General features: G+C 62.2%; 21 protein-coding genes and 2 riboswitches. Of the genes, 5 read left to right on the top strand and 16 right to left on the bottom strand.

Annotation, left to right across the window (positions count from 1 at the left end; translation table 11 throughout):
* Positions 1-18: 18 nt before the first annotated feature.
* Positions 19-1,017: a Bug family tripartite tricarboxylate transporter substrate binding protein gene (locus QYQ99_RS00695; protein WP_302090970.1), complete on the bottom strand. Its 999-nt coding sequence runs from the start codon at positions 1,015-1,017 to the stop codon at positions 19-21.
* 188 nt (positions 1,018-1,205) lie between these two features.
* Between QYQ99_RS00695 and QYQ99_RS00690 the strand changes: the two genes are divergently transcribed.
* Entirely contained in the window at positions 1,206-2,117 is a 912-nt protein-coding gene (locus QYQ99_RS00690) for a LysR family transcriptional regulator (RefSeq protein WP_034352381.1), read from the top strand.
* A gap of 145 nt (positions 2,118-2,262) precedes the next feature.
* On the opposite strand, the gene QYQ99_RS00685 is transcribed toward QYQ99_RS00690, so the two are convergent.
* A complete protein-coding gene (locus QYQ99_RS00685; RefSeq protein WP_302090969.1) occupies positions 2,263-3,051 on the bottom strand; it encodes an IclR family transcriptional regulator domain-containing protein in 789 nt (262 codons plus the stop codon).
* 180 nt (positions 3,052-3,231) lie between these two features.
* On the opposite strand from QYQ99_RS00685, the gene pobA reads away from it, so the two are divergent.
* The 4 genes from pobA to QYQ99_RS00665 all read left to right on the top strand — a co-directional run bounded on the left by pobA (position 3,232) and on the right by QYQ99_RS00665 (position 6,663).
* On the top strand, positions 3,232-4,407 hold the full coding sequence (pobA, locus tag QYQ99_RS00680) for a 4-hydroxybenzoate 3-monooxygenase (protein ID WP_302090968.1): 1,176 nt from the start codon (positions 3,232-3,234) through the stop codon (positions 4,405-4,407).
* A gap of 211 nt (positions 4,408-4,618) precedes the next feature.
* On the top strand, positions 4,619-5,398 hold the full coding sequence (locus tag QYQ99_RS00675) for a 2OG-Fe dioxygenase family protein (protein WP_302090967.1): 780 nt from the start codon (positions 4,619-4,621) through the stop codon (positions 5,396-5,398).
* A gap of 196 nt (positions 5,399-5,594) precedes the next feature.
* Positions 5,595-6,068: a hypothetical protein gene (locus QYQ99_RS00670; RefSeq protein ID WP_302090966.1), complete on the top strand. Its 474-nt coding sequence runs from the start codon at positions 5,595-5,597 to the stop codon at positions 6,066-6,068.
* 157 nt (positions 6,069-6,225) lie between these two features.
* Positions 6,226-6,663 carry a universal stress protein gene (locus QYQ99_RS00665; protein ID WP_003079494.1) on the top strand — a complete coding sequence of 146 codons (438 nt, stop codon included), beginning with the start codon at positions 6,226-6,228 and terminating at the stop codon, positions 6,661-6,663.
* A gap of 66 nt (positions 6,664-6,729) precedes the next feature.
* Here QYQ99_RS00665 and QYQ99_RS00660 read toward each other — a convergent pair whose 3' ends face one another.
* The 14 genes from QYQ99_RS00660 to gcvT form a co-directional block, all read right to left on the bottom strand.
* Positions 6,730-7,287 (bottom strand): bacteriohemerythrin, encoded by a 558-nt coding sequence (locus QYQ99_RS00660; protein WP_302090965.1) that lies wholly within the window; start codon positions 7,285-7,287, stop codon positions 6,730-6,732.
* 85 nt (positions 7,288-7,372) lie between these two features.
* Positions 7,373-8,356 carry a Bug family tripartite tricarboxylate transporter substrate binding protein gene (locus QYQ99_RS00655; RefSeq protein ID WP_302090964.1) on the bottom strand — a complete coding sequence of 328 codons (984 nt, stop codon included), beginning with the start codon at positions 8,354-8,356 and terminating at the stop codon, positions 7,373-7,375.
* Positions 8,357-8,879: 523 nt separating this feature from the next.
* Positions 8,880-9,644 (bottom strand): SDR family NAD(P)-dependent oxidoreductase, encoded by a 765-nt coding sequence (locus QYQ99_RS00650; RefSeq protein ID WP_302090963.1) that lies wholly within the window; start codon positions 9,642-9,644, stop codon positions 8,880-8,882.
* Positions 9,645-9,736: 92 nt separating this feature from the next.
* Positions 9,737-10,450, bottom strand: coding sequence for an ABC transporter ATP-binding protein (locus QYQ99_RS00645; protein ID WP_080995877.1), 714 nt, complete (start codon positions 10,448-10,450; stop codon positions 9,737-9,739).
* Positions 10,450-11,217 (bottom strand): high-affinity branched-chain amino acid ABC transporter ATP-binding protein LivG, encoded by a 768-nt coding sequence (gene livG, locus QYQ99_RS00640; protein WP_302090962.1) that lies wholly within the window; start codon positions 11,215-11,217, stop codon positions 10,450-10,452. The genes QYQ99_RS00645 and livG overlap by 1 nt, the downstream gene beginning before the upstream one ends.
* Before the next feature lie 55 nt (positions 11,218-11,272).
* Positions 11,273-12,511: a high-affinity branched-chain amino acid ABC transporter permease LivM gene (locus QYQ99_RS00635; RefSeq protein ID WP_302090961.1), complete on the bottom strand. Its 1,239-nt coding sequence runs from the start codon at positions 12,509-12,511 to the stop codon at positions 11,273-11,275.
* Positions 12,511-13,434: a high-affinity branched-chain amino acid ABC transporter permease LivH gene (gene livH / locus QYQ99_RS00630; protein ID WP_302090960.1), complete on the bottom strand. Its 924-nt coding sequence runs from the start codon at positions 13,432-13,434 to the stop codon at positions 12,511-12,513. Before livH ends, QYQ99_RS00635 begins: the two co-directional genes overlap by 1 nt.
* Before the next feature lie 96 nt (positions 13,435-13,530).
* A complete protein-coding gene (locus tag QYQ99_RS00625; protein WP_302090959.1) occupies positions 13,531-14,652 on the bottom strand; it encodes a branched-chain amino acid ABC transporter substrate-binding protein in 1,122 nt (373 codons plus the stop codon).
* Positions 14,653-15,001: 349 nt separating this feature from the next.
* Positions 15,002-15,664, bottom strand: a complete 663-nt coding sequence (locus QYQ99_RS00620) for an RluA family pseudouridine synthase (RefSeq protein ID WP_302090958.1) — start codon at positions 15,662-15,664, stop codon at positions 15,002-15,004.
* 20 nt (positions 15,665-15,684) lie between these two features.
* A complete protein-coding gene (locus QYQ99_RS00615) occupies positions 15,685-17,865 on the bottom strand; it encodes a PAS domain-containing hybrid sensor histidine kinase/response regulator (protein WP_302090957.1) in 2,181 nt (726 codons plus the stop codon).
* Between the two features lie 243 nt (positions 17,866-18,108).
* The gene (gene gcvP, locus QYQ99_RS00610; RefSeq protein ID WP_302090956.1) at positions 18,109-21,012 is read right to left on the bottom strand and encodes an aminomethyl-transferring glycine dehydrogenase; all 2,904 of its coding nucleotides are present in this window, start codon (positions 21,010-21,012) and stop codon (positions 18,109-18,111) included.
* Positions 21,013-21,102: 90 nt separating this feature from the next.
* Positions 21,103-21,654, bottom strand: coding sequence for a MolR family transcriptional regulator (locus QYQ99_RS00605; RefSeq protein WP_302090955.1), 552 nt, complete (start codon positions 21,652-21,654; stop codon positions 21,103-21,105).
* A 47-nt stretch (positions 21,655-21,701) separates the two neighbouring features.
* The gene (gcvH, locus tag QYQ99_RS00600) at positions 21,702-22,076 is read right to left on the bottom strand and encodes a glycine cleavage system protein GcvH (protein WP_302090954.1); all 375 of its coding nucleotides are present in this window, start codon (positions 22,074-22,076) and stop codon (positions 21,702-21,704) included.
* 122 nt (positions 22,077-22,198) lie between these two features.
* Entirely contained in the window at positions 22,199-23,335 is a 1,137-nt protein-coding gene (gene gcvT, locus QYQ99_RS00595) for a glycine cleavage system aminomethyltransferase GcvT (protein ID WP_302090953.1), read from the bottom strand.
* Between the two features lie 64 nt (positions 23,336-23,399).
* Positions 23,400-23,525, bottom strand: a riboswitch (glycine riboswitch).
* A gap of 19 nt (positions 23,526-23,544) precedes the next feature.
* A riboswitch (glycine riboswitch) is annotated at positions 23,545-23,655 on the bottom strand.
* Between the last annotated feature and the right edge of the window lie 36 nt (positions 23,656-23,691).

The raw sequence follows: 23,691 nt of genomic DNA, 5'->3' as shown, positions 1-23,691 counted from the left end.
ACGGATGGGCGGGCTGGATCAGTCCAGAGCCAGACCGGCCTTCTTGATCACCTCGCCAAAGCGCTTGCTCTCGGAAGCCATGAAGGCCTTGAATTCTGCGGGCGTGGGGTTGAAGGACTCGTAGCCGAAGGCGGCGAACTTCTCCTTCACGTCCTGGCCGGTCAGCGCCTGACGGACGTCGGTGCGGATCTTCTCGACCACGGCGGCAGGGGTGCCGGGGCGCACGGCCAGGGCGTTCCAGCCGATGGCTGCGAAATCCTTGGGGCCGCCCGATTCGGACACCGTGGGCACGTTCTCGAAGCCGGCAATGCGGCTGGGAGCCGCCACCGCCAGGAAGCGCAGCTTGCCGCCACGCACCAGAGGACCTGCCGTGCCCAGAGAGCCCAGGGCAAAGGTCAGCTCGCCATTGGCAACGCCCTGGTACAGCTGGCTGGTTTCCTTGTAGATCACGTGCTCCATCTTGGTGCCGGTCTGGTTTTCCAGCAGCGCCGAGCCCAGGTGCACGGGGTTGCCCACGGACCAGGAGCCGTAGTTCAGCTTGCCGGGATGCGCCTTGGCATCGGCGATCAGATCGCCGATGGTCTTGTAGGGGCTGTTGACGGGCACGCAGACAAAGAAGTAGTTGCGGAACAAGGGCATCAGGATGTCGAAGTCCTTGTTCAGGTCGTAGGGCAGCTTCTTGAACAGGTGGGGGTAGGCCGCGATGTGGACGTTGTCCAGCTGGATCATGTCGGTGCCGTCGGTCGCGCCACGCTTGAATTCGTTGATGGCGATGAAGCCGTTGCCGCCGGGACGGTTTTCCACCACCACGGGCTGGCCCCAGGCGCGGCCCAGCTTGTCGGCCACCAGGCGCGAGATGCCATCGGGGCCGCCGCCTACAGGGAAGGGGTTGATGATGCGCGAGGACTTGGTGGGCCACTTGTCGCTCTGGGCGAAAGAGGGGGCTGCCACGGCTGCGGCAATCGCGCCGAGTGCGAATGCAGCTTGGCGACGGCTCATATTGAGCTGATGGGTCATTTTGTCTCCCTGGAAGGACGTCGATGATGAATTGCGTGTGGACCACGCATTGTTGATATCGTCGGCTGTTATTTTTAGATATTTAGGCCCAGTTAATTACATTGTGTCACTTGGGTCATAAACACCTAGGTCTAGCTGAGGCTAGCAGCTATAGCAAAATAGCATAGCTTGTTTTGAAAGGTGTGAGCATGAATCTGCAGCAGATAGAGACCTTTGTTCGGGTGGCCGAAGTGGGGAGCTTCAGCAAGGCTGCAGTACTGCTGGACACGGCCCAGCCGGCGCTCAGCCGTCAGGTGCGGGCCCTTGAAACCGAGTTGCGCGAGACCTTGCTGATCCGTACCGGGCGTGGCGTGACGCTGACCGATGCGGGGCGCCGCCTGCTCGAGCATGGTCACGCCATCATGCAACGCGTGGCCATGGCCAAGGAAGATCTGGGCAGTCAGCGCGACGAGCCCGTGGGGCGCATCACCGTGGGCCTGCCGCCGAGTCTGGCGCGGCGCCTGACCCTGCCCCTGATCGACGGCTTCAGCCGCGAGATGCCCAAGGCCAGGCTGGCGGTGGTCGAAGGCTTCTCCATGAATATCTCGGAGTGGCTGACTTCGGGACGCATGGATCTGGGGCTGGTCTACACGCCCGAGCCCCATCCGCAGATCGAGGTCTCGCCCGTGCTCGAGGAGCGCCTGTGCCTGATCGGCCCGGCCAGCACGCTGGCAGGGCGCACCAGCATCCCGTTCGAGCATCTGGCCGAGTTCCCGTTGATCATGCCCCAGCACGGGCAGATTTTCCGCAAGCTGATGGAGGCCCAGGCCACGCTGTCCCAGGTCAAGCTCAATGTGGTCTGGGAGGTTTCCAGCGTGCCGGCCATTCTGGATCTGGTGCGCGGCGGCTATGGCTATGCGGCGCTGACCGATAGCGCCATGCACAGTCATGCCACGGACGCTGCGCTGGTGGAGGTACCCATCAAGTCGCCGCATATCGTCAGCACCTTGTGCCTGGTGCAGCCCGCCAAAAAGAAGTCCACACCACTGATGCGCCGCACGGCCGAGCTGCTGCGCCGCCTCAGCATGCAGGTCTGCTCGGTGGAGAGCGGCCATATCTGAACGCCGCGCCTGCACCGGGGCATGGCCGCTGATGAAGCATGCTCCTGTTAGGAGAGCTTGTTGCACTTGTTGAATAACGATTTCAGATACATATCTATCTGAAATCAATTTAAGGCGGGCGCTATAAGCTTCTGAAATGATAGCGTCAAAGCTGGGGGCGCAAGGTTCTGGCCGCTTCCTGCAGCAGCGGCAGTATTTCCTGCTGCATGGTGTGCGGGCTCATGCGTTTGGCCGATGTCACCACATTCAGCGCTGCCACGGTGCGCCCGAGCATATTGCGCAGCGGCACGGCCACGGCCTGAATGGCCAGTTCATGCTCTTCAAGCGCCATGCAGTAGTCGAGGCGGCGCACCTCGTCGAGCAAGCCCTTCAGCGCCGCGCCATCGGAGACCGTGTGCGCCGTCAGCTTGGGCAGGTCATAGGTGGCCAGCCAGTCGTCGAGCTCCGAGCCCGAGAGCGAGGCCAGCAGCACCCGGCCGGTGGACGTGGCGTGCGCCGGCAGACGCGTGCCCAGATGCAGTCCGTGGGCCATCAGCCGTTCGCCTTTTTCATGAACGGCGCTGCGCGCGACGATGACGACTTCACGACCCTCGCGCACCACGCAGGAGTAGGACAGGCCGGTCTGCGCGGCCAGTCTGTGCAGCACGGGTTGCACGATGCGCGGCAGCCGGGCCGAGGCCAGATAGCTGCCCGACAGGCGCAGCACCTTGGGGGCCAGCCAGAAATAGCTGCCATCGGACTCCAGATAGCCGAGATAGGCCAGCGTGAGCAGATGGCGCCTGGCTGCGGCGCGCGTGATGCCTGCGCGATCGGCCGCCATGGTGGCGTTCAGGCGCTGGCGTTCGGTGTCGAAGCTCTCGAGTACGGCCAGGCCCTTGGCCAGGCCTGCAATGAAGTCTGCCGGGGCGATGGAGGGGGAGCCGGGGTCACTCATGGAGGGCCCCGCCGTTCTTGTTTTGCGCGATCATCGTTCTCATTGTGCGATTATCGCGCAAACGTCGATTCTCTCCTTTGTCTTGATGCAGCACAAAACTTAGTCTTGCTGCACAGCGCAATCGGCGTCGTCACGCGCGCCGATCGACAGGTTTTTGAGCCATAACAAGGAGTCACAATCATGCGTACACAAGTCGCCATCATCGGTGCCGGTCCCTCAGGTCTGCTGCTGGGGCAGCTGCTCTACAAGGCGGGCATCGACAACATCATCATCGAGCAGCGCAGCGCCGACTATGTGCTGGGCCGCATCCGCGCCGGCGTGCTGGAGCAGGTGACGGTGGATCTGCTCAAGCAGGCGGGTGCCGACAAGCGCATGAACGAGGAAGGACTTCCCCACGACGGTATCGAGCTGCTGTTCAAGGGCAAGCGCCATCGCATCGACCTGAACGGCCTGACCGGCGGCAAGCGCGTGATGGTCTACGGCCAGACCGAGGTGACCCGCGATCTGATGGAGGTGCGGGCCCAGGAAGGCCTGACCACGGTCTACGAAGCCAGCCATGTGCAGCCTGTGGACTTCGAGAGCGACAAGCCCAAGGTGCGTTACGAAAAAGACGGTCAGGTGCACGAGATCGAGTGCGACTTCATCGCCGGTTGCGACGGCTTTCACGGCATCTGCCGCGCCAGCGCTCCCCAGGACAAGATCAAGACCTTCGAGAAGGTCTACCCCTTCGGCTGGCTGGGCCTGCTCTCCGATACGCCGCCCGTGTCGCATGAGTTGATCTACGCCAACACCGAGCGCGGCTTTGCGCTGTGCAGCCAGCGCAGCGCCACGCGCAGCCGCTACTATCTGCAGGTGCCGCTGACCGACAAGGTGGAGGACTGGAGCGACGAGGCGTTCTGGGAAGAGCTCAAGAAGCGCCTGGACCCCGAAGCCCGCGCCAATCTGGTGACCGGTCCTTCGCTGGAAAAAAGCATTGCGCCGCTGCGCAGCTTTGTGACCGAGCCCATGCGCTTCGGCCGCATGTTCCTGGCAGGCGACGCCGCACATATCGTGCCTCCCACCGGTGCCAAGGGCCTGAACCTGGCGGCTTCCGATGTGGGCTATCTGTCACAGGCCTTTGCCGAGTACTACAAGGAGCAGTCCGAAGCCGGTATCGACCGCTACTCCGAGCAGTGCCTGCGCCGCGTCTGGAAGGCCGAGCGCTTCTCCTGGTGGATGACTTCCATGCTGCACAACTTCCCTGGCGAGGGCGAGTTCAATACCAAGGTGCAGGAAGCGGAGCTGGACTACATCGTCCACTCCGAGGCCGGCTCGACCTCGCTTGCCGAGAACTATGTGGGACTGCCCCTGGTTTAAGCCCTGGACTTAAGCCCAAGACCGCCTGGCCTTCATCACCGTGGTGATGAAGGCCCGCTGCCCGATCGCGGTGCCTTGCGCTGTGCCTGCATTGCTGTGTGCGATGCAGGCATTTTTTTCATCCATGCAATTTGGTTGATGCTGCCTTGCGTAAATTTTGATGCCGAGCCGCAAGCCGGCAGGGCCTGCGAGGAGTAAGCTTGCCGACCTTATGGCGCAAATCATGTTTTCCCCTCCCTACATTGCCGCTGCCGAGGCAGCTCAGTCCTTGCGCACGCGCGGCTACGCCGTGCTGCAGCCCGAGGACTTTGCCCAGTGGATGGGCCTTGGCGTGAGCGATCTGCATGCCATGGATGCGGACTGGCAGGGTTTGCCGCCCGATGCCTTCCTCAAGGATGGCGGCCGCTATCGCCGTCGCCGCCATTCCTGCTTTGTCAGCGAAGGCCATCAGGTGCAGCAGGTGCCCCACCGCGCCCACTGGCAGCCCGTGGAATACAACGCGCTGCACGGCGGCATGCAGCGCATGTTCGAGCCCATGCTGGAGAGCACGACGACGAGCGCGGCATGGCTGGAGATGATCAATGCGCTGGCTCAGCTGGCCGACCAGGTGTTCTGCACCGACGAGCGGCATGAGCGCTGGTTTGTCGAGGCGCACCAGTTTCGCATCGACACCACGGACGGCATCGGACGGCCCACGCCCGAAGGCGCGCACCGCGACGGCGTCGATCTGGTTGCCGTGCTGCTGGTGGGGCGCAAGGGCGTCAAAGGGGGCGAGACCCGTGTGTTCGAAGCGACCGGCCCCAATGGCCAGCGCTTCACGTTGACCGAGCCCTGGTCCGTGATGCTGCTCGACGATGCGCGCATGATTCATGAGACCACGCCGATCCAGCCTGCCGAGCCCGGTGGCGTGCGCGACACGCTGGTGCTGACCTATCGCCGTGGCAACTTCCAGGGGGCCGCGCTCCAGGAGCCGCAGGGCCAGGCCGCTTGAGCTGGATTGAGGCGGACGGCGTTGTTCGAAAAATTTGGGCAAAACTGTAACGTGCTCAATGCATCAAAGTGACGCCCTCGACACTGCATGATGCAGGCTTGTTGCGGCGAAGCTTTCGCCTCTTCGAGTCTTCCTGGCATCCAACACGCCACAACCGCTGGCCGACACCACGCCCCTGCCGGGCGTGTTTTTTTATATGAATCGCTTTTACGCCCTCAGTATTTCAGTGCTGACCGCTCTTGTCACCGTAGCGGCCTGCAAGCCTTCGCAAGACCGTCCGGCGCAGGCGGCCGACACCAAGGAGCCCACGATCTACTTTCGCAATGGCCTTGAGATTACCCTCGGCGATGCCTCGGTACCGATTCGCGGCGTGGAGGAATGCCCTTATGGTCTGGCCGCGCCGGCCGGGGCCGTGGTCGAGCTCAATGATGCCAAGTGCATCCGGCTGTCGCACGATACCGAGCAGATCGTCGTGATGCTGGATATGCCGGGCGGCATCGTCCAGGAGGAATGGACCGTGCGCCGCGATGCGCCCAGCAAACCCCATGAGCCAGCCTTCAAGAATGTCTCCCTGTTGTGCCCGGACGGCACTCGCATCACGATTACCGACAAGTCCGACACTCTGCTGGACAAATGCTACGAATACCAGGCGGCCCATGTCTGCATCTGAGCCAGACCTCGGCCAGTGTGAATTTCAGGGTTGATTCATGTCAACACGCTGAGGCATGATGAAGGCAGACTCAACGCTATCTCAAGAGCGGCATCTGCCCCGGGCCTTTGGCTTGAGGTTGGTGTCGCCTGCAACCTGAAAGGAGAAACATATGTCCATGTTCAATCACATCCTGGTTCCGGTCGACGGCTCCAAGCCCTCCATGCTGGCTGCACGCAAGGCCGCTGAGCTCTCCAAGGTTTTCGGCAGCGCCGTGACGGCGGTGTATGTGGTCGATCCCTATCCTTTCACCGGCGTGGGCGCCGACTTTGCCTATGGCCAGTCGCAGTATCTGAGCGCGGCCACCGCCGAAGCCAACACCGCCCTGGATGCGGTCAAGGCCATCATGGATGAGGCGGGTGTGCCCGTGAAGACCCTGGTGGGTGAGGGTCATGCAGTGCATGAAGGCATTGTGCGGACCATGGAAAGCGTGGGCGCAGACCTTGTCGTCATGGGCTCGCAGGGACGACGCGGCCTTGAGAAGCTGATGCTGGGCAGCGTCACCCAACGCGTGCTGGGCGCAGTCAAAATCCCGGTTCTTGTTGTGCGCGAGTAAGCGTAAGGCGGCTGCCTACGAAGCAACGGCTCCTGAGGGAGCCGTTTTTCTTGTGGGTCAGAGTGCTCAGCGATTGAGCAGCCGGGCGAGCCAGCCTTTTTTCTTGCGCTGCAGTTCCAGCTCCTGAAGCACTTCGGCCTTGAGTTGTTCCTTCTGTGCAGCGTGTCCGCTCTCTTTGGTCATCATGCGCAGATAGACCTTGGCCGAGTCCACATAGCCATGGTCTTCGTTGCGGATGTGGTTGAACAGCCAGCGCGAGAGCATGCCGTGCAGCTCGGCGGCCACATCCTCGCCCGCATCGAAGCGGGTCTGCATCTCGATGACGCGACGCGTGAACAGCTCGTGCACTTTTTTGTGCGGGCCGGCGAACATATAGCCGGCGCTCTCGATCAGGCTTTCCTCGAAGACGAAGTGCGAGACGGTGTAGTCGATCATCTCGCCGATGACATCGCCCAGCCCAGCGCGATCTGGCGAGCTGCGCAACTCGTAGAGTCTGTTGATGTAATCGACGATGCGGCGGTGCTGCCGGTCAATCTCTGCAATCCCGGTGTCCAACTCGGGGACCCAGACCAGCAATGCCATGATGTTCTCCAGAAATTCAGGGGTTTCCGCAGAAGTATTCACGAGCCTGTCATAGGCCGCATTGATGCAGATCAGGCCTATTCGCGCCTGGCAGGGCGGCGCCAATCCTGCGCGCCGCGTCGGGATGTCACTCGATCTTGGCGCCCGAGGACTCGACGACCTGCTTGGACTGCTTGAAGTCGGCCTGGAACATCTTGTCGAAGTTGGCCACGCTCATGGACTGGGGCTCGGCACCCTGGGTCAGAATGGCGTCGCGCACCTCGGGCGTGGCCAGCAGCTTGTTCACTTCGAGATTGACCTTGGTCACGATGGCTGCGGGTGTGCCCTTGGGCATGAACAGGCCATACCAGGTGCTCACATCAAAGCCCTTGAGACCGGACTCGGCCAGTGTCGGAGTGTCCGGCAGCGAGGACGAGCGCTTTGCCGAGGTCACGGCGATGGCGCGCAGCTTGCCGGCCTTGATCTGGGCGATGGCCGAGGGCACGGAGGACACCAGCAGATCCACATTGCCGGCCAGTGCATCCATCATCGCGGGGTTGGAGCCCTTGTAGGGCACGTGAGTCAGATGAATGCCCGAGGCCTTTTCCAGCATCACGCCGGCCAGGTGGATGCTGGTGCCGTTGCCGGGCGAGCCGTAGGTGATCTTGGACGGGTTCTTCTTGGCTGCAGCCACCACGTCGGCCAGCGTCTTGTAGGGCGAGTTGGCGGCCGTGGCAATCACGATGGGGGTGTAGGCCACATGAGCCACGGGGGTCAGATCCTTGCTGGGGTTCCAGGGCAGGTTCTTGTAGAGGTAGGGGCCAAGGACCACATTGTCCTTCTGGCCCATCACCATGTCATAGCCCGTGGGCGCCGCTTTTACCGCTTCGGTGATGCCGATGGTTCCGCCCGCACCTGCACGGTTGTCGGGCACCACGGTCCATTTGCTGACTTCGGTGAGCTTGTTGGCAATCACGCGCGAGAGGATGTCCGTGCCGCCACCAGGCGGGAACGGCACGATCATGCGCACGGGCTTGTTGGGGTAGTCGGCAGCGGGGTCTTGTGCAGCGGCTGAAAAGCTCAGGCCCGCGCTTGCGAGCACGGCTGTGCTGATGAGAATTTGGCGAATCATGAAAAAGAAGCTCCAGAGACGAACGGGGGAGCGCTGGCCCGCAAACAAGGGCGGCGCAGTCGCGGCTGGCACCTGAGCCTTGAGCTCGGAAGCCAGAGTCACGGAAGGTGGGCTTTTCGATGATCGGGGACGGTGGTTCCGCCATCAATGGGTATTTGTCTTTACCGGGGAGCGCGAGTTATGCCGTACGGACATGATCGCCATCCGCACACGCTGCACGACAGGGTTGCTGCCGTTGCTAGCACGGGGGCAGCGTACCGATCGGGTGTCGCTGCCGATGTGGCCCACGGGCGCGGATTGTGGTTCTGCGCACAGCTTCAGAGGCTGCTGCAGACCAGTGCAAACATTCTGCCACGCATGAAAGACTTGCCAGGGCTTGGTTCGAGAATAGGCCGGGCCTGCTCCCAGATTTTTTGCGCGGTCCAGTCATTCACGGCAACAAGAGCTGCAGGCGTCCTTAGCCCTTGGTTTGGATAAGGCGGCTGCAGCCATGTTTGGGAGCACCACTGCCCTGAGTGCGATCTCAGGGCTGGCGTACGTCTGCAATCACCTGGTCGCCGAAGTCCGGTCGCGCCAGCCAGGCCAGCACGCGGGCTGCGGCGTCATCGGCCGAGGTCAGCTGCCCGTTGCTGTGCAGACCTGCAAAACGGCCCACGTCAGGGAAGTCGCTTGAAGCTGCGCTGCGCAGTTGCACCTGCATATCGGTGTCGATGACGCCGGGTGCCAGAGACACAATGCGTGCGCCGTTGGGCTTGGCAGCCTCTTCCAGCGCCACGCAGCTGCTGAACTGGTCCATGGCGGCCTTGACCGTGCAGTAGCTGGCTTGCGAGGCCATGGCGCGGCGGCCCAGGCCCGAGGAGATATTGAGCACCTTGCGGGCAATCCTCCAGTTCTCGGTTGCTCCGAGAAAGGCTCCGGTCAGGGCCATGGGCGCTTCAAGACCCACGCGCAGGGCATTGATCATATCGGCGGCAGGCACCTGGGACAGCGGCGCAATCTGCGGCATGACGCACGCATTGTTGATCAGGGTGATGCTGGTCCATTCACGGGGATCTATCGTGCCCAGCCAGGTCGCCAGGCGCTGCGCAGCAGCAGCGCTTTGTGCCAGGTCCTGCTCCCATTGCAGTAGCTGCGCAGGCTTGCTGGCGCTGGAGGTGAGGGCGGTGCTGGTCTTGCGGGCAATACTCAGCAGCTGATGGCCTTGTTGCAGCAGTTGCTGCCCCATGGACAGGCCCATGCCGCGAGAGCCACCGGTCAGAATTGTCAAATGCTTTGTCATGCCGGGCATCTTACGGGCGATTGAAGACAGAAAAGAGCAAGCCCCGCAAGACTGGCGTCCGGCGGGGCCTGGCGATGACCTCAGATGAGCTCAGTGAGCCTTCAATGCCCCAGGTAGGCCTTGCGCACCTCGTCGTTGCTCAGCAGGTTGACACCGCTGTCCTCCAGCACCACCTTGCCGGTTTCCAGCACATAGCCTCGGTCGGCAATCTGCAGGGCGCGGTTGGCGTTCTGCTCGACCAGGAACACCGTCACACCCGCTGCGCGGATGGTCTGGATGATCTCGAAGATCTGCGCAATGATGAGCGGCGCCAGGCCCAGTGTGGGCTCGTCCAGCAGCAGCAGGCGCGGCTTGCTCATCAGCGCGCGGCCTATGGCCAGCATCTGCTGCTCGCCGCCGGACATGGTGCCCGAGCGTTGCGCTGCACGCTCCTTCAAGCGAGGAAAGAGCTTGAACACATGCTCGACGCCGTCGGCGATCTCGGCCTTGTTCAGGAAAAAACCGCCCATCTGCAGGTTCTCGGTCACCGTCAGGTCCTTGAAGACACGACGGCCTTCGGGCGAGATGGCAATGCCGCGGCGCATGATGTGATGAGTGGACATCTGGGTGATGTCCTCGCCCTCGAACAGAATGCGCCCGCTGCTGGCACGAGGGTTGCCGCAGACCGTCATCAAGAGCGATGTCTTGCCTGCACCATTGCTGCCGATCAGGGTGACGATTTCACCCTGATCGACATGCAGGCTGACATGATTGACCGCGCAGATCGCGCCGTAGTGGGTGGAGACCTGCTCCAGTTGCAACATATGCTGGCTCATCAGGCCTCTCCCAGATAGGCCTTGATGACCCGTTCATCATTGCGAATCGCCTCGGGCAGGCCCATGGCGATGGGCTTGCCGTATTCCATGACCAGAATGCGCTCGGACACTCCCATGACCAGGCCCATATCGTGCTCGATCAGCAGCACGGCCACGCCGTACTGTTTGCGCAGATCGTCGATCAGGTGCTGCAGGTCTTTCTTCTCCTGCGGGTTCAGGCCGGCGGCGGGCTCGTCCAGCATCAGCACGCGAGGCTTGGTGATCATGCAGCGCGCAATCTCCAGCCGGCGCTGGTGACCATAGGCCAGATTGCCGGCCTCGCGGTTGGCAAACTGGCGCAGGCCCATCACGTCCAGCCATTGCAGCGCGTTGTCGATCTTTTCCTGTTCGGCACGGCGATAGCCTGGCGTGTTGAACAGGCCGCCGAGCAGCGTGGTGCGCGACTGGCGGTGCTGTGCGACCAGCAGGTTTTCCAGTGCCGTCATGCTCTTGAACAGGCGTACGTTCTGGAAGGTGCGCACCACGCCGTGGTTGGCGACCTGGTGGCTGCTGTGGCCTGCAATGCTCTGGCCGTCCAGAACGACCGAGCCGCCTGAGGGCTGGTAGAACCCGCTGATGCAGTTGAATACCGTGGTCTTGCCCGCGCCGTTGGGGCCGATGATGGCAAACACTTCCTGAGGGCGTACGTTAAAGCCCACGTTGTCCACGGCCAGCAGGCCGCCGAAGCGCATGCACAGGTCTTTGACTTCTAGCAAATACTCGCTCATGCGCTTGCCCTGCCTGTGGTTGTAGTTATTGAAATAATAGCGTTCAGGTGCAGCTTCATGACTTCACCTCCACTTGGTGTCGCTTCATGGGCAGCAGGCCCTGGGGGCGCCAGACCATCATCAAAATCATGACCAGACCGAAGATCAGCATGCGGTATTCGGAGAACTCGCGTGCCAGCTCGGGCAGCACGGTCAGGATGATGGCAGCCACGATCACGCCCAACTGAGAACCCATGCCGCCCAGCACCACAATGGCCAAAATCAGGGCCGACTCGATGAAGGTGAAGGACTCGGGATTGACGATGCCCTGGCGAGCGGCGAAGAAGGCGCCGCCGAAACCCGCGAACATTGCGCCCAGCGTGAAGGCCGAGAGCTTGATCTTCATGGGGTTCAGGCCCAGCGAACGGCAGGCGATTTCATCCTCGCGCAGCGCTTCCCAGGCGCGGCCTATGGGCATGCGGATCAGTCGGTTGCTGATGAACAGCGTCACCATGGCCAGCAGCAGGGCCATCAGATAGACGAAGATCACCATGTGCATGGAGTTGAACTCCAGACCGAAGAACTGATGAAAGGTCGTGCCGTCCTCGGTCAGGGGCGAGCGGGTCATGGGCAGGCCCAGCACGGTAGGCTTGGGAATGCTGGAGATGCCGTCGGGGCCGCCGGTGAAGCTGGTCAGATTGGTCAGAAGCAGTCGGATGATTTCACCGAAGCCCAGCGTCACGATGGCCAGATAGTCGCCGCGCAGGCGCAGCACGGGAAAGCCCAGCACGAAGCCGAACAGGGCCGAGGCAGCGCCGGCCAGCGGCAGCGCTTCCCAGAACGTCCAGCCAGCCCAGTGGAACAGCAGCGCATAGGTGTAGGCACCCACGGCATAGAAGCCCACAAAGCCCAGGTCCAGCAGGCCGGCAAAGCCGACCACCACGTTCAGACCAAGGCCCAGCATGACGTAAATCATGGCCAGAGTCGCGATGTCGACGGCATTGCGGCCAGCGAAGAATGGCCAGGAGGCGGCCATCATCAGCGCCACGAAGATGACGACGTTGCGTGTGCCCGACTTCATCTGCGGCACGGCCGGCAGATTGACCTTGGGCAGCTTGCCCGCGAGCAGGGGCTTGAGCATTTGCACGACAAAGATGGCAAGGCAAGCCCAGCCGGTCATGCTCCAGTCGGGGCTGATGATGGTGCGCACGCCGGCGCGCTCCAGGTGCAGGCTGAAGATGGGGGTGACGACGATGGCCGTCATCACGGTGGCGATCAGCGCATCGCGCAAAGCGGCAGAAAAGCTGTACTTCATCAGACTTTCTCCACTTCAGGTTTGCCCAGCAGGCCCGAGGGGCGGAACATCAATATGGTTACCAGTAGGCCGAAAGCCACGATGTCCTTGTATTCCGACGAGATGTAGGCGGCGGCAAAGGTCTCGGCTACACCCAGAATCACACCGCCGAGCATGGCGCCGGGGATGGAGCCTATGCCACCCAGCACGGCGGCCGTGAAGGCCTTGATGCCGGCGAGGAAGCCAATGAAGGGGTTGAGCTTGCCCACGGCCAGCGCAATCAGAACGCCGCCCACGGCGGCCAGCACGGCGCCCAGCACAAAGGTGAAGGAGATGACCTTGTTGGTATCTATGCCCAGCAGATTGGCCATGTGCATATCCTGAGCGCAGGCTCGCGAGGCACGGCCCATGCGCGAATGCTTGATGTACATGGTCAGTGCAATCATCAGCACCACGGTCACCGCGATGATGAGCACGCGGGTATAGGGGATGAAGACCTCGAAATTACCCATCTGGAAATTGATGGCACCCGGCAGCAGCGAAGGCACGGCCATATCGCGCGCGCCCTGGCCCAGAGCCACCCAGTTCTGCAGGAATATGGACATGCCGATGGCCGAGATCAGTGCTACCAGACGCGGGCTCTGGCGCACGGGCTTGTAGGCCACCTGTTCGACGACCAGGCCATAGACTCCGGTGACGAATACGGCCACCACCAGCATCAGGCCGATGATGGCCCAGACCGGCAGACCGCTTTGCGTGCCAATCGCCGAAAGCGTCACGAGGCCTATATAGGCCCCGATCATGTAGATGTCACCGTGTGCGAAGTTGATCATGCCGATGATGCCGTAGACCATGGTGTAGCCAATGGCGATCAGGGCGTAAATGGCTCCGAGTGAGAGCCCGTTGAATAGCTGTTGTATCAGCTGGGGGAAAAAGTCTGACATGTAACGCCACCCTTGAAACAGGAAAAGGCCCGAGGGCCAGATAACAAACATCCGGAGACATGACCCCTGCCATTGCCTCCGGAGAGAGTGGTGGAATTACTTAGCGAGCGATTTGCTGCCGTCCTTGTGCCACTGGAAGACCTGGAAGTCGAAGGAGTTCAGGTCACCCTGCTTGTTCCAGGACACAGGGCCCAGCACGGTGTCCACGCCGGTCGATTTGTGCATCCAGTCCGCCACCTTGGCGGGGTTGTCACCAGCGGCCTTGATGGCGGCCAGCAGCGATTGAGTTGCGGCAAACGACGTCAGCTGGAAGGCACCCGAGGCATTGCGCTTCTTGTCCTGGAATGCCTTCACAACGGCAGCGTTCTTGGGGTTGGCGGCAAAGTCGGCGGGCAGAGTCACCAGCATGCCTTCGACGGCAGGGCCGGCAATGGCGTTGACTTCGGGGTTGCCCACGCCTTCAGGACCCATCATCTTGACCTTCAGACCTTGCTCGGCAGCCTGACGCAGCAGCAGACCCATTTCGGGGTGGTAGCCGCCGTAATAGACAAAGTCCACGCCTGCACCCTTGAGCTTGGTGATGACGGCGGAGTAGTCGCTGTCGCCTGCGTTGATGCCCTCGAACAGGGCCACTTCAATCTTGGCCTTCTTCAGGTCGTCACGCACAGAAGAGGCAATGCCCTGGCCGTAAGACTGCTTGTCGTGCAGCACGGCAACCTTTTTGGGCTTGAGCTTCTCGGCAATGAACTTGGCGGCGGCCGGGCCTTGCTGGTCGTCACGGCCAATGGTGCGGAAGATGAAGTGGTAGTTCTTGCCGTCGGTCAGAGCGGGCGAGGTCGCAGAAGGAGTGACGACCACCACGCCTTCGTTGTTGTAGATGGGCGCTGCGGCAATCGAGGCACCCGAGCAGACGGGACCGACCACATAGCCGATTTTGTTGTTGACCACGCGGTTGGCTGCGACGGGGCCTTGCTTGGGTTCGCAGGCGTCGTCCACGGGTACCAGCTCGATTTTCTTGCCATTGACACCGCCAGCGGCGTTGGCCATTTCAACGGCGGTGGTGGCGCCTTCCTTGACCATGTCGCCGTACTGAGTCAGCGCACCGGTGGTGGGGATGACCAGGGCGATCTTGATTTGGGCATGCGCGGTGGAGACCAGGGCGGCACCAGCCAGGCCCAGGGCGGCAACAACGGTTTGCATGCGGAACGGAATGCTCATAAGGACTTCCTTAATCTCGAGAGATGTTCGAAAAGCGCGATTGCTGCCATAGCAGTTCGCGCAAAGAAGCTCAGATTAATCGAGTGGTCAACGAAGGCAACAGGGTATGCAGGGGCTGGTGCAGGCTTTTGGTTTTTGCTATGTCGTGCATAGCAGCTATTACCCAAAGGCTATGGCTTGACCTTCATTTGTGCTGTATGAGCAAAGTCCAGGCCCGAGCGGTGTGGCAAGTGTCTGCATCAGCGGTCTTCGGGTGCCGATTTCTCGGGCTTCAGGCGCCGCTTCAAAGGGTCTTTGTTGCAGCGCGGCAACTACTGGCGCTTGACGGCTGCTGCCAATTTGATCGGGCTTAAAAAAGAGGCTCGCTTTTTAGCTGCAGCAGTGCACCGGTGACCGGGTGCGCCAGCTCCAGTGCTGCAGCATGCAGCAACAGGCGTGGGCTGGCGCTGACCACTGCTTCGCAGGCATAGAGCGCATCGCCCAGCATGGGGTGGCCTATGGCAGCCATATGCAGGCGCAATTGATGGGTGCGGCCCGTCAGCGGGCTCAGCAGCACGCGGGTGCAAGGCTGTCCCAACTGCTCGGTGTGCTCGATCACCCGCCACAGCGTCTGGCTGCTTTTGCCGGTTTCGTGGTTGATGACCCGCAGCGGTCGACGCTCCCAGTCGGCCGCTATCGGCAGATCGATCAGTTGCCAGTCCCTGGCATCCGCTGCTTCGCTGTGCGCCTGCAACTCACCGGCCACTACGGCGATATAGCGTTTGTCGACCTTGCGCTCGGCAAAGGCCTGGCTGAGCTGGCGTTGGACGGCCGGATTTCGAGCCATGACGACCAGACCCGATGTGGCCTGATCGAGGCGGTGCACGACCAGTGCATCGCCGAAATGCTGGAGGGCACGCAGGCTCAGGCAGTCTTGCTTGTCGGGGCCGCGGCCGGGCACGCACAACAGGCCCGAGGGCTTGTCAAGCACCAGCAGGTGCTCGTCTTCATACACACAGTTCAACGCACTCATTCAAACAGCTATCGATGGTTTCAGGGGTTGAGCAGTTCATGCACCGTGGCGCAGAACTCCTGCACATCGTTGGGCTTGTGGATCAAGGCTCTGGCTCCGGCTGCAATCGCGGCCTGCTCGATTTCTGCCGTCACATAGCCGGAGGCAAGTGCCACGGGCAGTTGAGGGCTGATCTGCAGAGCCTGTCTGAGCAGGTCCAGACCGCTGAAGCCGGGCATGTTGTAGTCGGTGACTATGAGGTCAAAACGCTGTGGCTCCTCATGCAGAGCAGCCATGGCCTCATGAGGATCGGTAAAGCCCGAGACTTCATAGCCGCGCCGGCGCAGCAGGCGCTGAAACAGAAAGACCAGAGCCTGATCGTCGTCCACATACATGACATGGCTGGCGCGCGTGGCCAGGACCAGCTCGGGCGGTGGGGCTTCGGGCTTGTCCATGCGCATGGGCGGCAGCGCACAGTGACTGGAAGTCGGGTCGCTCAGAGGAAAGTACAGCGTAAAGCAGCTGCCCTGACCCAGTTCGCTGTGCACGTCGACAGCGCCGCCATGGGTGCGCATCACGCCATGTACGACCGAGAGTCCCAGGCCCGTGCCCTGGCCGACCGGTTTGGTGGTGAAAAAAGGCTCGAAGATGCGCCTCTGAGTCACGACGTCCATGCCGGGGCCCGAGTCCTGCACCATAAAGACCAGGTATTCGGCCACGGCCAGACCCAGGCGCTCGCATTGGTAGCTGTCGGGAGCAATGCGCATGGCACGCATCTGGATGACGCCGCGCTGACTGCCAATGGCCTGCATGGCGTTGTTGCAGAGATTGAACAGTGCCTGTTCCACCTGAGTGGGGTCGGCCAGCAGCGGCGGCAGGTCGCTGGACTCCTGCACCTGAAGCTCTATGGAGGGAGGCAGAGTCACACGCAGCAGGCGAGCCGTGTCGGACATGACTTCCTGCACCTGAACCGGACGGCGTTCAGGCAGGTCATTGCGGCTGAAGGTCAGAATCTGGCGCACCAGATCTCGGGCGCGGCGACCGGCTTTTTCGATCTCGCGCAGGCTTTCCATGGCAGCCGGGTTGCCGCAGCTATCGGCCTTTGCCAGCTCCACGTTACCCAGGATTGCGCCCACGATGTTGTTGAAGTCGTGGGCAATCCCGCCGGCCATGGTGCCCACGGCCTGCATCTTGTGGGATTCGCGCAGCTGGGTCTCCAGCACATTGCGCTGGGCTTCGGCGCGATTGCGGCTGGTCAGGTCGCGCGCAAAGATGGTGGTGGTGTCGCCGCTGCTGTGGTGCTCGAAGGAGACGCTGATTTCCATGGGGATCTCACGCCCCGACAGGGTCAGGCCCGTCATCTCGCCCAGCACGGCCTGTGTGGTCAGCGAGGAAAAAGCCAGTGCCCGAGCGGCATCGGGTAAAAAGCGCTCCAGCGGGCTGCCCAGGGCATCCTGAGTCGAGCACAGAAAAAGGGCTGCTGCGGTGGGGTTGAAGACGGTGATGCGCTGGTGCTGATCGACGCAGATGATGGCGTCCAGCGCGGAGTTGATGACCGACTCCAGCCGTCTCTCGCTGGCATAAAGCTGCTGATTGCGCTCTTGCAGCGCCTTGCGCTCGGCAAGCAGCGGGCCTTGATTGACAACGGCACACAGATACTGCCAGGTGGCCGGACCGTTTTGCTGGGGCACGACCACGCCGGCCACATGCAGGTCGCCGCAGAGCTCGAATTCTTCGGTGATCTGGAACAGAACCTCGTGTACTTCGGCGCGTCCCAGCGCTTTGGCCTGCTCGAAGGCCGTAGTCACGCGCTCTGTGTCGTTGGCATGCACAAAGGGCTTGAAGTTGATCAGCAACCGGTCTTTTTCGGTGGGCTGAAATGCGCGGTGAGCCATGGCATTGGCCTGGACCACCATATCGAATTCATCCACCACCAGCAGCGGCAGCGGAATGCTGGCAAACAGCGTTTCAAACCGCTCCGAAGCGCTTTCGGCGACGGCCTGGCTGTAATTGAGCACTTCGTTTTGCAGCTCCAGCTCGTGCTGGTAGTTGCGCAACTCCGCCACCAGTGCCTGCAGCGGGTCTTCATCCTCCGGCACCAATGGCTGGGTGTTGGCGTTCAGGCCCATAGGGACAGCACCGGGGGCCAGCAGGGCATGCAGAGGCAGGCCGCCATCAATGACAGGCAGCAAGGGTGGGGGAGTGGGTTCAGAGGAGCTCATGAGACATGCAAAAGACCTCGGCAGTGTAAGCCGGTCCCTGCCTTGCCCTTGAAAAGGGCGGGCAGTCAACCGGTATTCAGGCAACACGATAGGCGGTTTGGCGGCAGCAGCGCAGATTGCATTGATGTTGTGAATGTGCTTACAGCCGGCGAACAGCGATGGGTTGGCAGGTGTTCGGCATTGATTGAGCATAAAAAAGCCAGTGCGGCAGAGCGCACTGGCTTGGGGTGGGAGCCTTGGCGATCAGCCTTCGTAGGCGTCCATGGGCACGCAGCTGCAAAACAGATTGCGGTCACCATAGACGTTATCCACGCGGCCCACGGGACTCCAATACTTGGCGCGGCGCAGGGCAGGCACGGGATAGGCGGCGGTTTCGCGGCTGTAGCCATGTTGCCATTCGGCGGTCAGCAAGGACTCCGCCGTATGGGGTGCGTTCTTGAGCGGGTTGTCATCCCTGGGCAGTCTGCCTGCCTCCACTTCGGCAATCTCGGCGCGGATGGCGATCATGGCTTCGATGAAACGGTCCAGCTCATACAGGCTTTCACTCTCGGTCGGCTCCACCATCAGCGTGTTGGGCACCGGAAAGGACAGTGTGGGTGCATGGAAGCCGTAGTCGATCAGGCGCTTGGCCACGTCCTCGGCCATCACGCCGCAGCTTTCCTTGAAGTGGCGCAGGTCCACAATGCATTCATGGGCCACGTGACCATACTCGCCCGCGTACAGCGTGGGGAAGTGGTCCTTGAGGCGCGCGCTGATGTAGTTGGCGCTGAGGATCGCGGTTTCGGTCGCCAATTTCAGGCCCGGCTCGCCCATCATGCGGATATACATCCAGCTGATCGGCAAAACGGCGGCATTGCCCAGAGGCGCTGCGCTGACAGCGCCCACCTGGCGGACGTCGCCTGCGCTGGCATGCCCTGGCAGAAAGGGCACCAGATCTTCGACCACGCACACGGGACCGACGCCGGGGCCGCCGCCGCCGTGAGGAATGCAGAAGGTCTTGTGCAAGTTCAGATGGCTGACATCGCCGCCGAACTCGCCGGGCGCGGCAAGACCTACCAGGGCGTTCATATTGGCGCCGTCCACATAGACGCGGCCGCCGTGGCTGTGCACCAGCTGGCACAGCTCCTTCACCTGGGTCTCGAACACGCCGTGCGTGCTGGGGTAGGTGATCATGATGCAGGCCAGATTGGCGCTGTGCTTCTCGCAGGCCAGCTTCAGATCCGCCATGTCCACGTTGCCGTTGTCATCGCATCGGGTGACCACGACCTGCAGGCCCACCATTTGCGCGCTGGCCGGGTTGGTGCCGTGGGCGCTGCTGGGAATCAGGCAGATATTGCGGTGCGCCTCGCCGCGTGATTGATGGAAGGCCTTGATGGCCAGAAGACCTGCGTACTCACCCTGGCTGCCTGCATTGGGCTGCAGGCTGATGCCCGCGTAGCCCGTGGCCTGACACAGCCAGGCGCGCAGTTGCTGGTCCAGCTCGGCATAGCCTTGCAGCTGGCTGGCAGGAGCAAACGGGTGGATGTCGGCGAACTCTGGCCAGGTGATGGGAATCATCTCGCTGGTGGCATTGAGCTTCATGGTGCAACTGCCCAGCGGGATCATGCTGCGGTCCAGGGCCAGGTCCTTGTCGCTGAGGCTGCGTATATAGCGCAGCATGGCGGTTTCGGAGTGATGGGTGTTGAAGACCGGGTGGCTCAGGTAGGCCGTGCTGCGCTGCAGGGATTCGGGGATCAGCGAGGTCGGACCTTCGTCCATGGCCTCGATGGTGGGCAGAGCCTGACCCTCCTGGGCAAAGATGCTCCAGAGCAGCTCGACATCGGCCCGGGTCGTGGTTTCGTCCAGGCTGATGCACAGATATTCATCCCATGCCTTGCGCAGATTGACACCTCGGGACATGGCACGAGCTGCCAGGGCATCGGTCGCATCCCGGGTATGCAGGCTCAGTGTGTCGAAGGCTGTGCCGTGGTGATGGGCGCTGAAGCCCAGCCGGGCCAGGCCACGGCTCAGGATTGCGGTCAGGCGCGCCACTCGCTGGGCAATGCGCTTCAGTCCCTGGGGGCCGTGGTAGACGGCATACATGCTGGCGATCACGGCCGGCAGGACCTGGGCCGTGCAGATATTGGACGTCGCCTTTTCGCGGCGGATATGTTGTTCGCGCGTCTGCAGAGCGAGGCGGTAGGCGGGCTTGCCATGCGCATCGACGCTGACACCCACCAGGCGCCCGGGCAGGCTGCGCTTGTATTCGTCGCGGCAGGCCATGAAGGCTGCGTGCGGGCCGCCTGCGCCCATGGGCATGCCAAAGCGCTGGCTGTTGCCCACGACAATATCGGCATCCCATTCGCCGGGCGGCGTCAGCAGGGTCAGGGCCAGCAGGTCGGTGGCCACGATGGCGGCCGCCTGCTTGGCGTGAATGGCTTGCACATCGGCCTTCCAGTCCACGATCCAGCCGCTGGAGGCCGGGTACTGGATGACGGCTGCAAACAGGTCGCCCGCCAGCGCAGCTTCCCACTCCTGCTGGCTGTTGGCGATTACCACTTCGATGCCGATCGGCCGGGCGCGGGTCTCGATGACTTCAATCGTTTGCGGGTGCAGATCGCCGGCCAGCACGATGCGATGGCTGCTGGATTTGACAGAGCGTCTGGCCAGCGTCATGGCCTCGGCGGCTGCCGTGGCCTCGTCCAGCATGGAGGCATTGGCAATCGGCATGCCGGTCAGGTCGGTCACCATGGTCTGGAAGTTGACCAGCGCCTCCATGCGCCCTTGTGAGATCTCGGCCTGATAGGGGGTGTAGGCCGTGTACCAGGCGGGGTTTTCGAGGATGTTGCGCAGGATGACGCCCGGCGTGTGCGTGCCGTAGTAGCCCTGGCCGATAAAGCTCTTCAGCACCTGGTTCTTGCTGGCGATGGCCTTGAGTTCGGCCAGCGCAGCGGCTTCGGTAATCGGCGGCGGAAGATCCATGGGCCTGACGCGGGCGATGGAGTCGGGCATCACATCGCGAATCAAGGCGTCCAGCGAGGGCTTGCCGATGGCAGCCAGCATTTTTTGCTGCTCCTCGGCGTCCGGGCCTATATGACGGGGGATGAATTCTTGGCTGTTTTCCAGCGCTTCCAGCGAAGCGACGGGGGCGGGAGGCGACATCAGCATGGGAGGGACCTATTCTCAAATACTGTGACTGACGGTTGGCATGCCAGGCATGCGTGAATGCCGTATGCCTGAAGGCATGCAGCCGGTGCTTCAAGCAGCGCTGGCTTGTTCCAGCGCGGTGTTCATCAGGGCCAGGCGTTCGCTTTCCTGATCGGCATATTCCCAATCGGGATATTTGCTGCGTGCCACGGTGTTCAGCCATTGCTGGCAGGCCAGGGCAAGCAGGGCCTGCTGGTGCAGATCGGTATCGATGCTGCCTGTGATCTTGAGCTGACCAAAGGCGGTGGCCACATGGGCGCGACAGACCGAGCGCAGATAGCTCTGGTTCATGTCGTCGCTGGCCAGCCATTGGGCCTTGGCCGCTTCGTCATGAGCCAGCATGTCCTGGGGCACGGGCAGATCCCAGTCGCTCAGTTGCTGACGCAAAAAGCGCAGGGTCTTGGCGTGCTTGCCGTCCGTCTGCTCCTGGTACCACTCTTCAAGTGCGGCCAGTGTGTCGCTGCCGTCATCGTTGCCGAAGGGGCTGAAGTCGTCACCGCAGTCGTAATAGAAGTCCTGGGCCGCGATGCGCGCAAAGGCCGGGTGGCTGGTCTCGCGGGCGAGACCGACGTCCGGATCGTCGAAATACAGAATGGTGCTCATGGCTGCATGCAAAAACGGCCTTCGCAATGCGAGGGCCGTTGATACGCTTAGTGGTCCTTGGCGAAATCGTTGTAGGCGGTCTCTTCCATCAGAGCTTCGAGCTCGCCCACATTGCTCATCTTGACCTTGAAGAACCAGCCCGCGGCCAGCGGGTCGCTGTTGGCCAGCGACGGGTCATCGCGCAGGGCTTCGTTGACTTCGACGATCTCGCCGGTCACGGGCATGTAGACATCGGCAGCCGCCTTGACGGACTCGACCACGCCAGCCACATCGCCGGCCTTGAAGGAGGATCCCACGGCAGGCAGGTCCACAAACACCACATCGCCCAGCGCATCCTGTGCGTGTACGGTGATGCCGACGATGGCGGCATTGGTGTCAGCGGCGTTGATCCACTCGTGTTCTTTGGAATACTTGATGCTCATGGAAAGCTCCAGATGGGGGATTCAGGGGAATCGGGTGTTGTTTGAGAAAGGTCCAGCTCGCACTTTAGCGGTGTTCTGGCCGCTGTTTGGCAAACTGGCCCGTCTCATGCGCGGCTGTAGACCTAGCCGCGGTAGTAGCGGGTGGGAACGAAGGGCGTGGCGACCACCTTCATGGGGACGGGCTTGCCGCGCACCATGGCGAAGATTTCCGTACCGATGGCGGCATAGTCGGGCTCGACATAGGCCAGCGCCACAGGCTGGTTGAGCGTGGGGCTGAGCAGGCCGCTGGTGATGTGGCCGATATGCTGTCCGTCCATGTTTTCCAGCACGGCGGGCTCGCGCACGGGAATGCGCTCCAGCGCGATCAAGCCCACACGCTTGCGGCGCAGCGATTGAGGGTTGTGCAATTGCTCCAGCACGATGGCCGCGCCGGGAAAACCGCCCTCGCGCTCGCCGCCGGTGCGGCGCACCTTCTGCATGGCCCAGTTCAGCGCGGCTTCCACCGGGGTGGTGCTGGTGTCTATGTCGTTGCCGTACAGGCAAAGTCCGGCTTCAAGGCGCAGCGAGTTGCGCGCGCCCAGGCCGATGGGGGCCACCTCGGGCTGTGCCAGCAGAGCTTGGGCAAAGGCTTCGGCTGCTTCGCCGGGCAGGGAGATTTCAAAACCGTCCTCGCCCGTATAGCCGCTGCGTGTGATGTAGAGCGCATGGCCCTGCCAGTCGAAGTGATTGCCGGTCATGAAGACCAGTTGCGCAACACCGGGAATCAGGCGCGAGAGTGCCGCAGCGGCTTGCGGGCCTTGCAGGGCCAGCAGGGCGCGGTCGGGCAGTGCAACGACCTCGCAGAGGCTGCCGATGCTGCTCTGGATATGAACGATATCGGCCTCTTTGCAGGCACCGTTGACGATGAGGAACAGATCATCGCCGCGATTGACGAACATCAGGTCGTCGAGAATTCCGCCTTGTTCATTGAGCAGCAGGCCGTAGCGCTGCTTGTGCAGGCCCAGGTCCATGACATCGACGGGCATCAGCGATTCGAGGGCGGCAGCGGCATCGGGGCCGCGCAAAAGCAACTGGCCCATGTGCGAGACATCGAACAGGCCGGCGGCCCTGCGCGTGTGCAGATGCTCGGCCATCAGGCCTTGAGGGTATTGCACGGGCATTGAGTAGCCGGCAAACGGCACCATGCGGGCGCCCAGTTTCTGGTGCAGGGCAAGCAGCGGCGTGGAACGCAGATCGGAAGAGGTGGCGGCAGCAGTCACAGGCAAGCGCTCCGGTGGTCAAAACCCAATGAGTGGCCATGCATGACTGGGCCATGCTTGGCGGGCTTGCCCTGCTGTCCGCTTTACCTGAGAGATTCACCGCCTTTGCTTTCGCGGGCGGTTTGCTCCTTCGGTGGATGTCGGCGCACATACGAAATGACGGCCTGCATCTCTCTCCAGCAAGGGACGCTGCAGGTTTGCACACCTTGCAGCGCTTGTCAGTCCTTTTGCCTGAGCGTTTTGACACCGGGTAGGGGGTCTGCGCCTTCGGCGGTGCGAGGCAGCTTCAAGCTGCAGGCACTCTCTCCTGACGTTGGCAATTCTAGCGGTGGGCAGGGTGCCTGCACCACCGCAAT

The organism is Comamonas testosteroni, from assembly GCF_030505195.1.
GTDB lineage: Bacteria > Pseudomonadota > Gammaproteobacteria > Burkholderiales > Burkholderiaceae_C > Comamonas > Comamonas testosteroni_G.
Note: the sequence above shows the minus strand (reverse complement) of the source record. Positions and strands in the feature narration are given on the sequence as shown.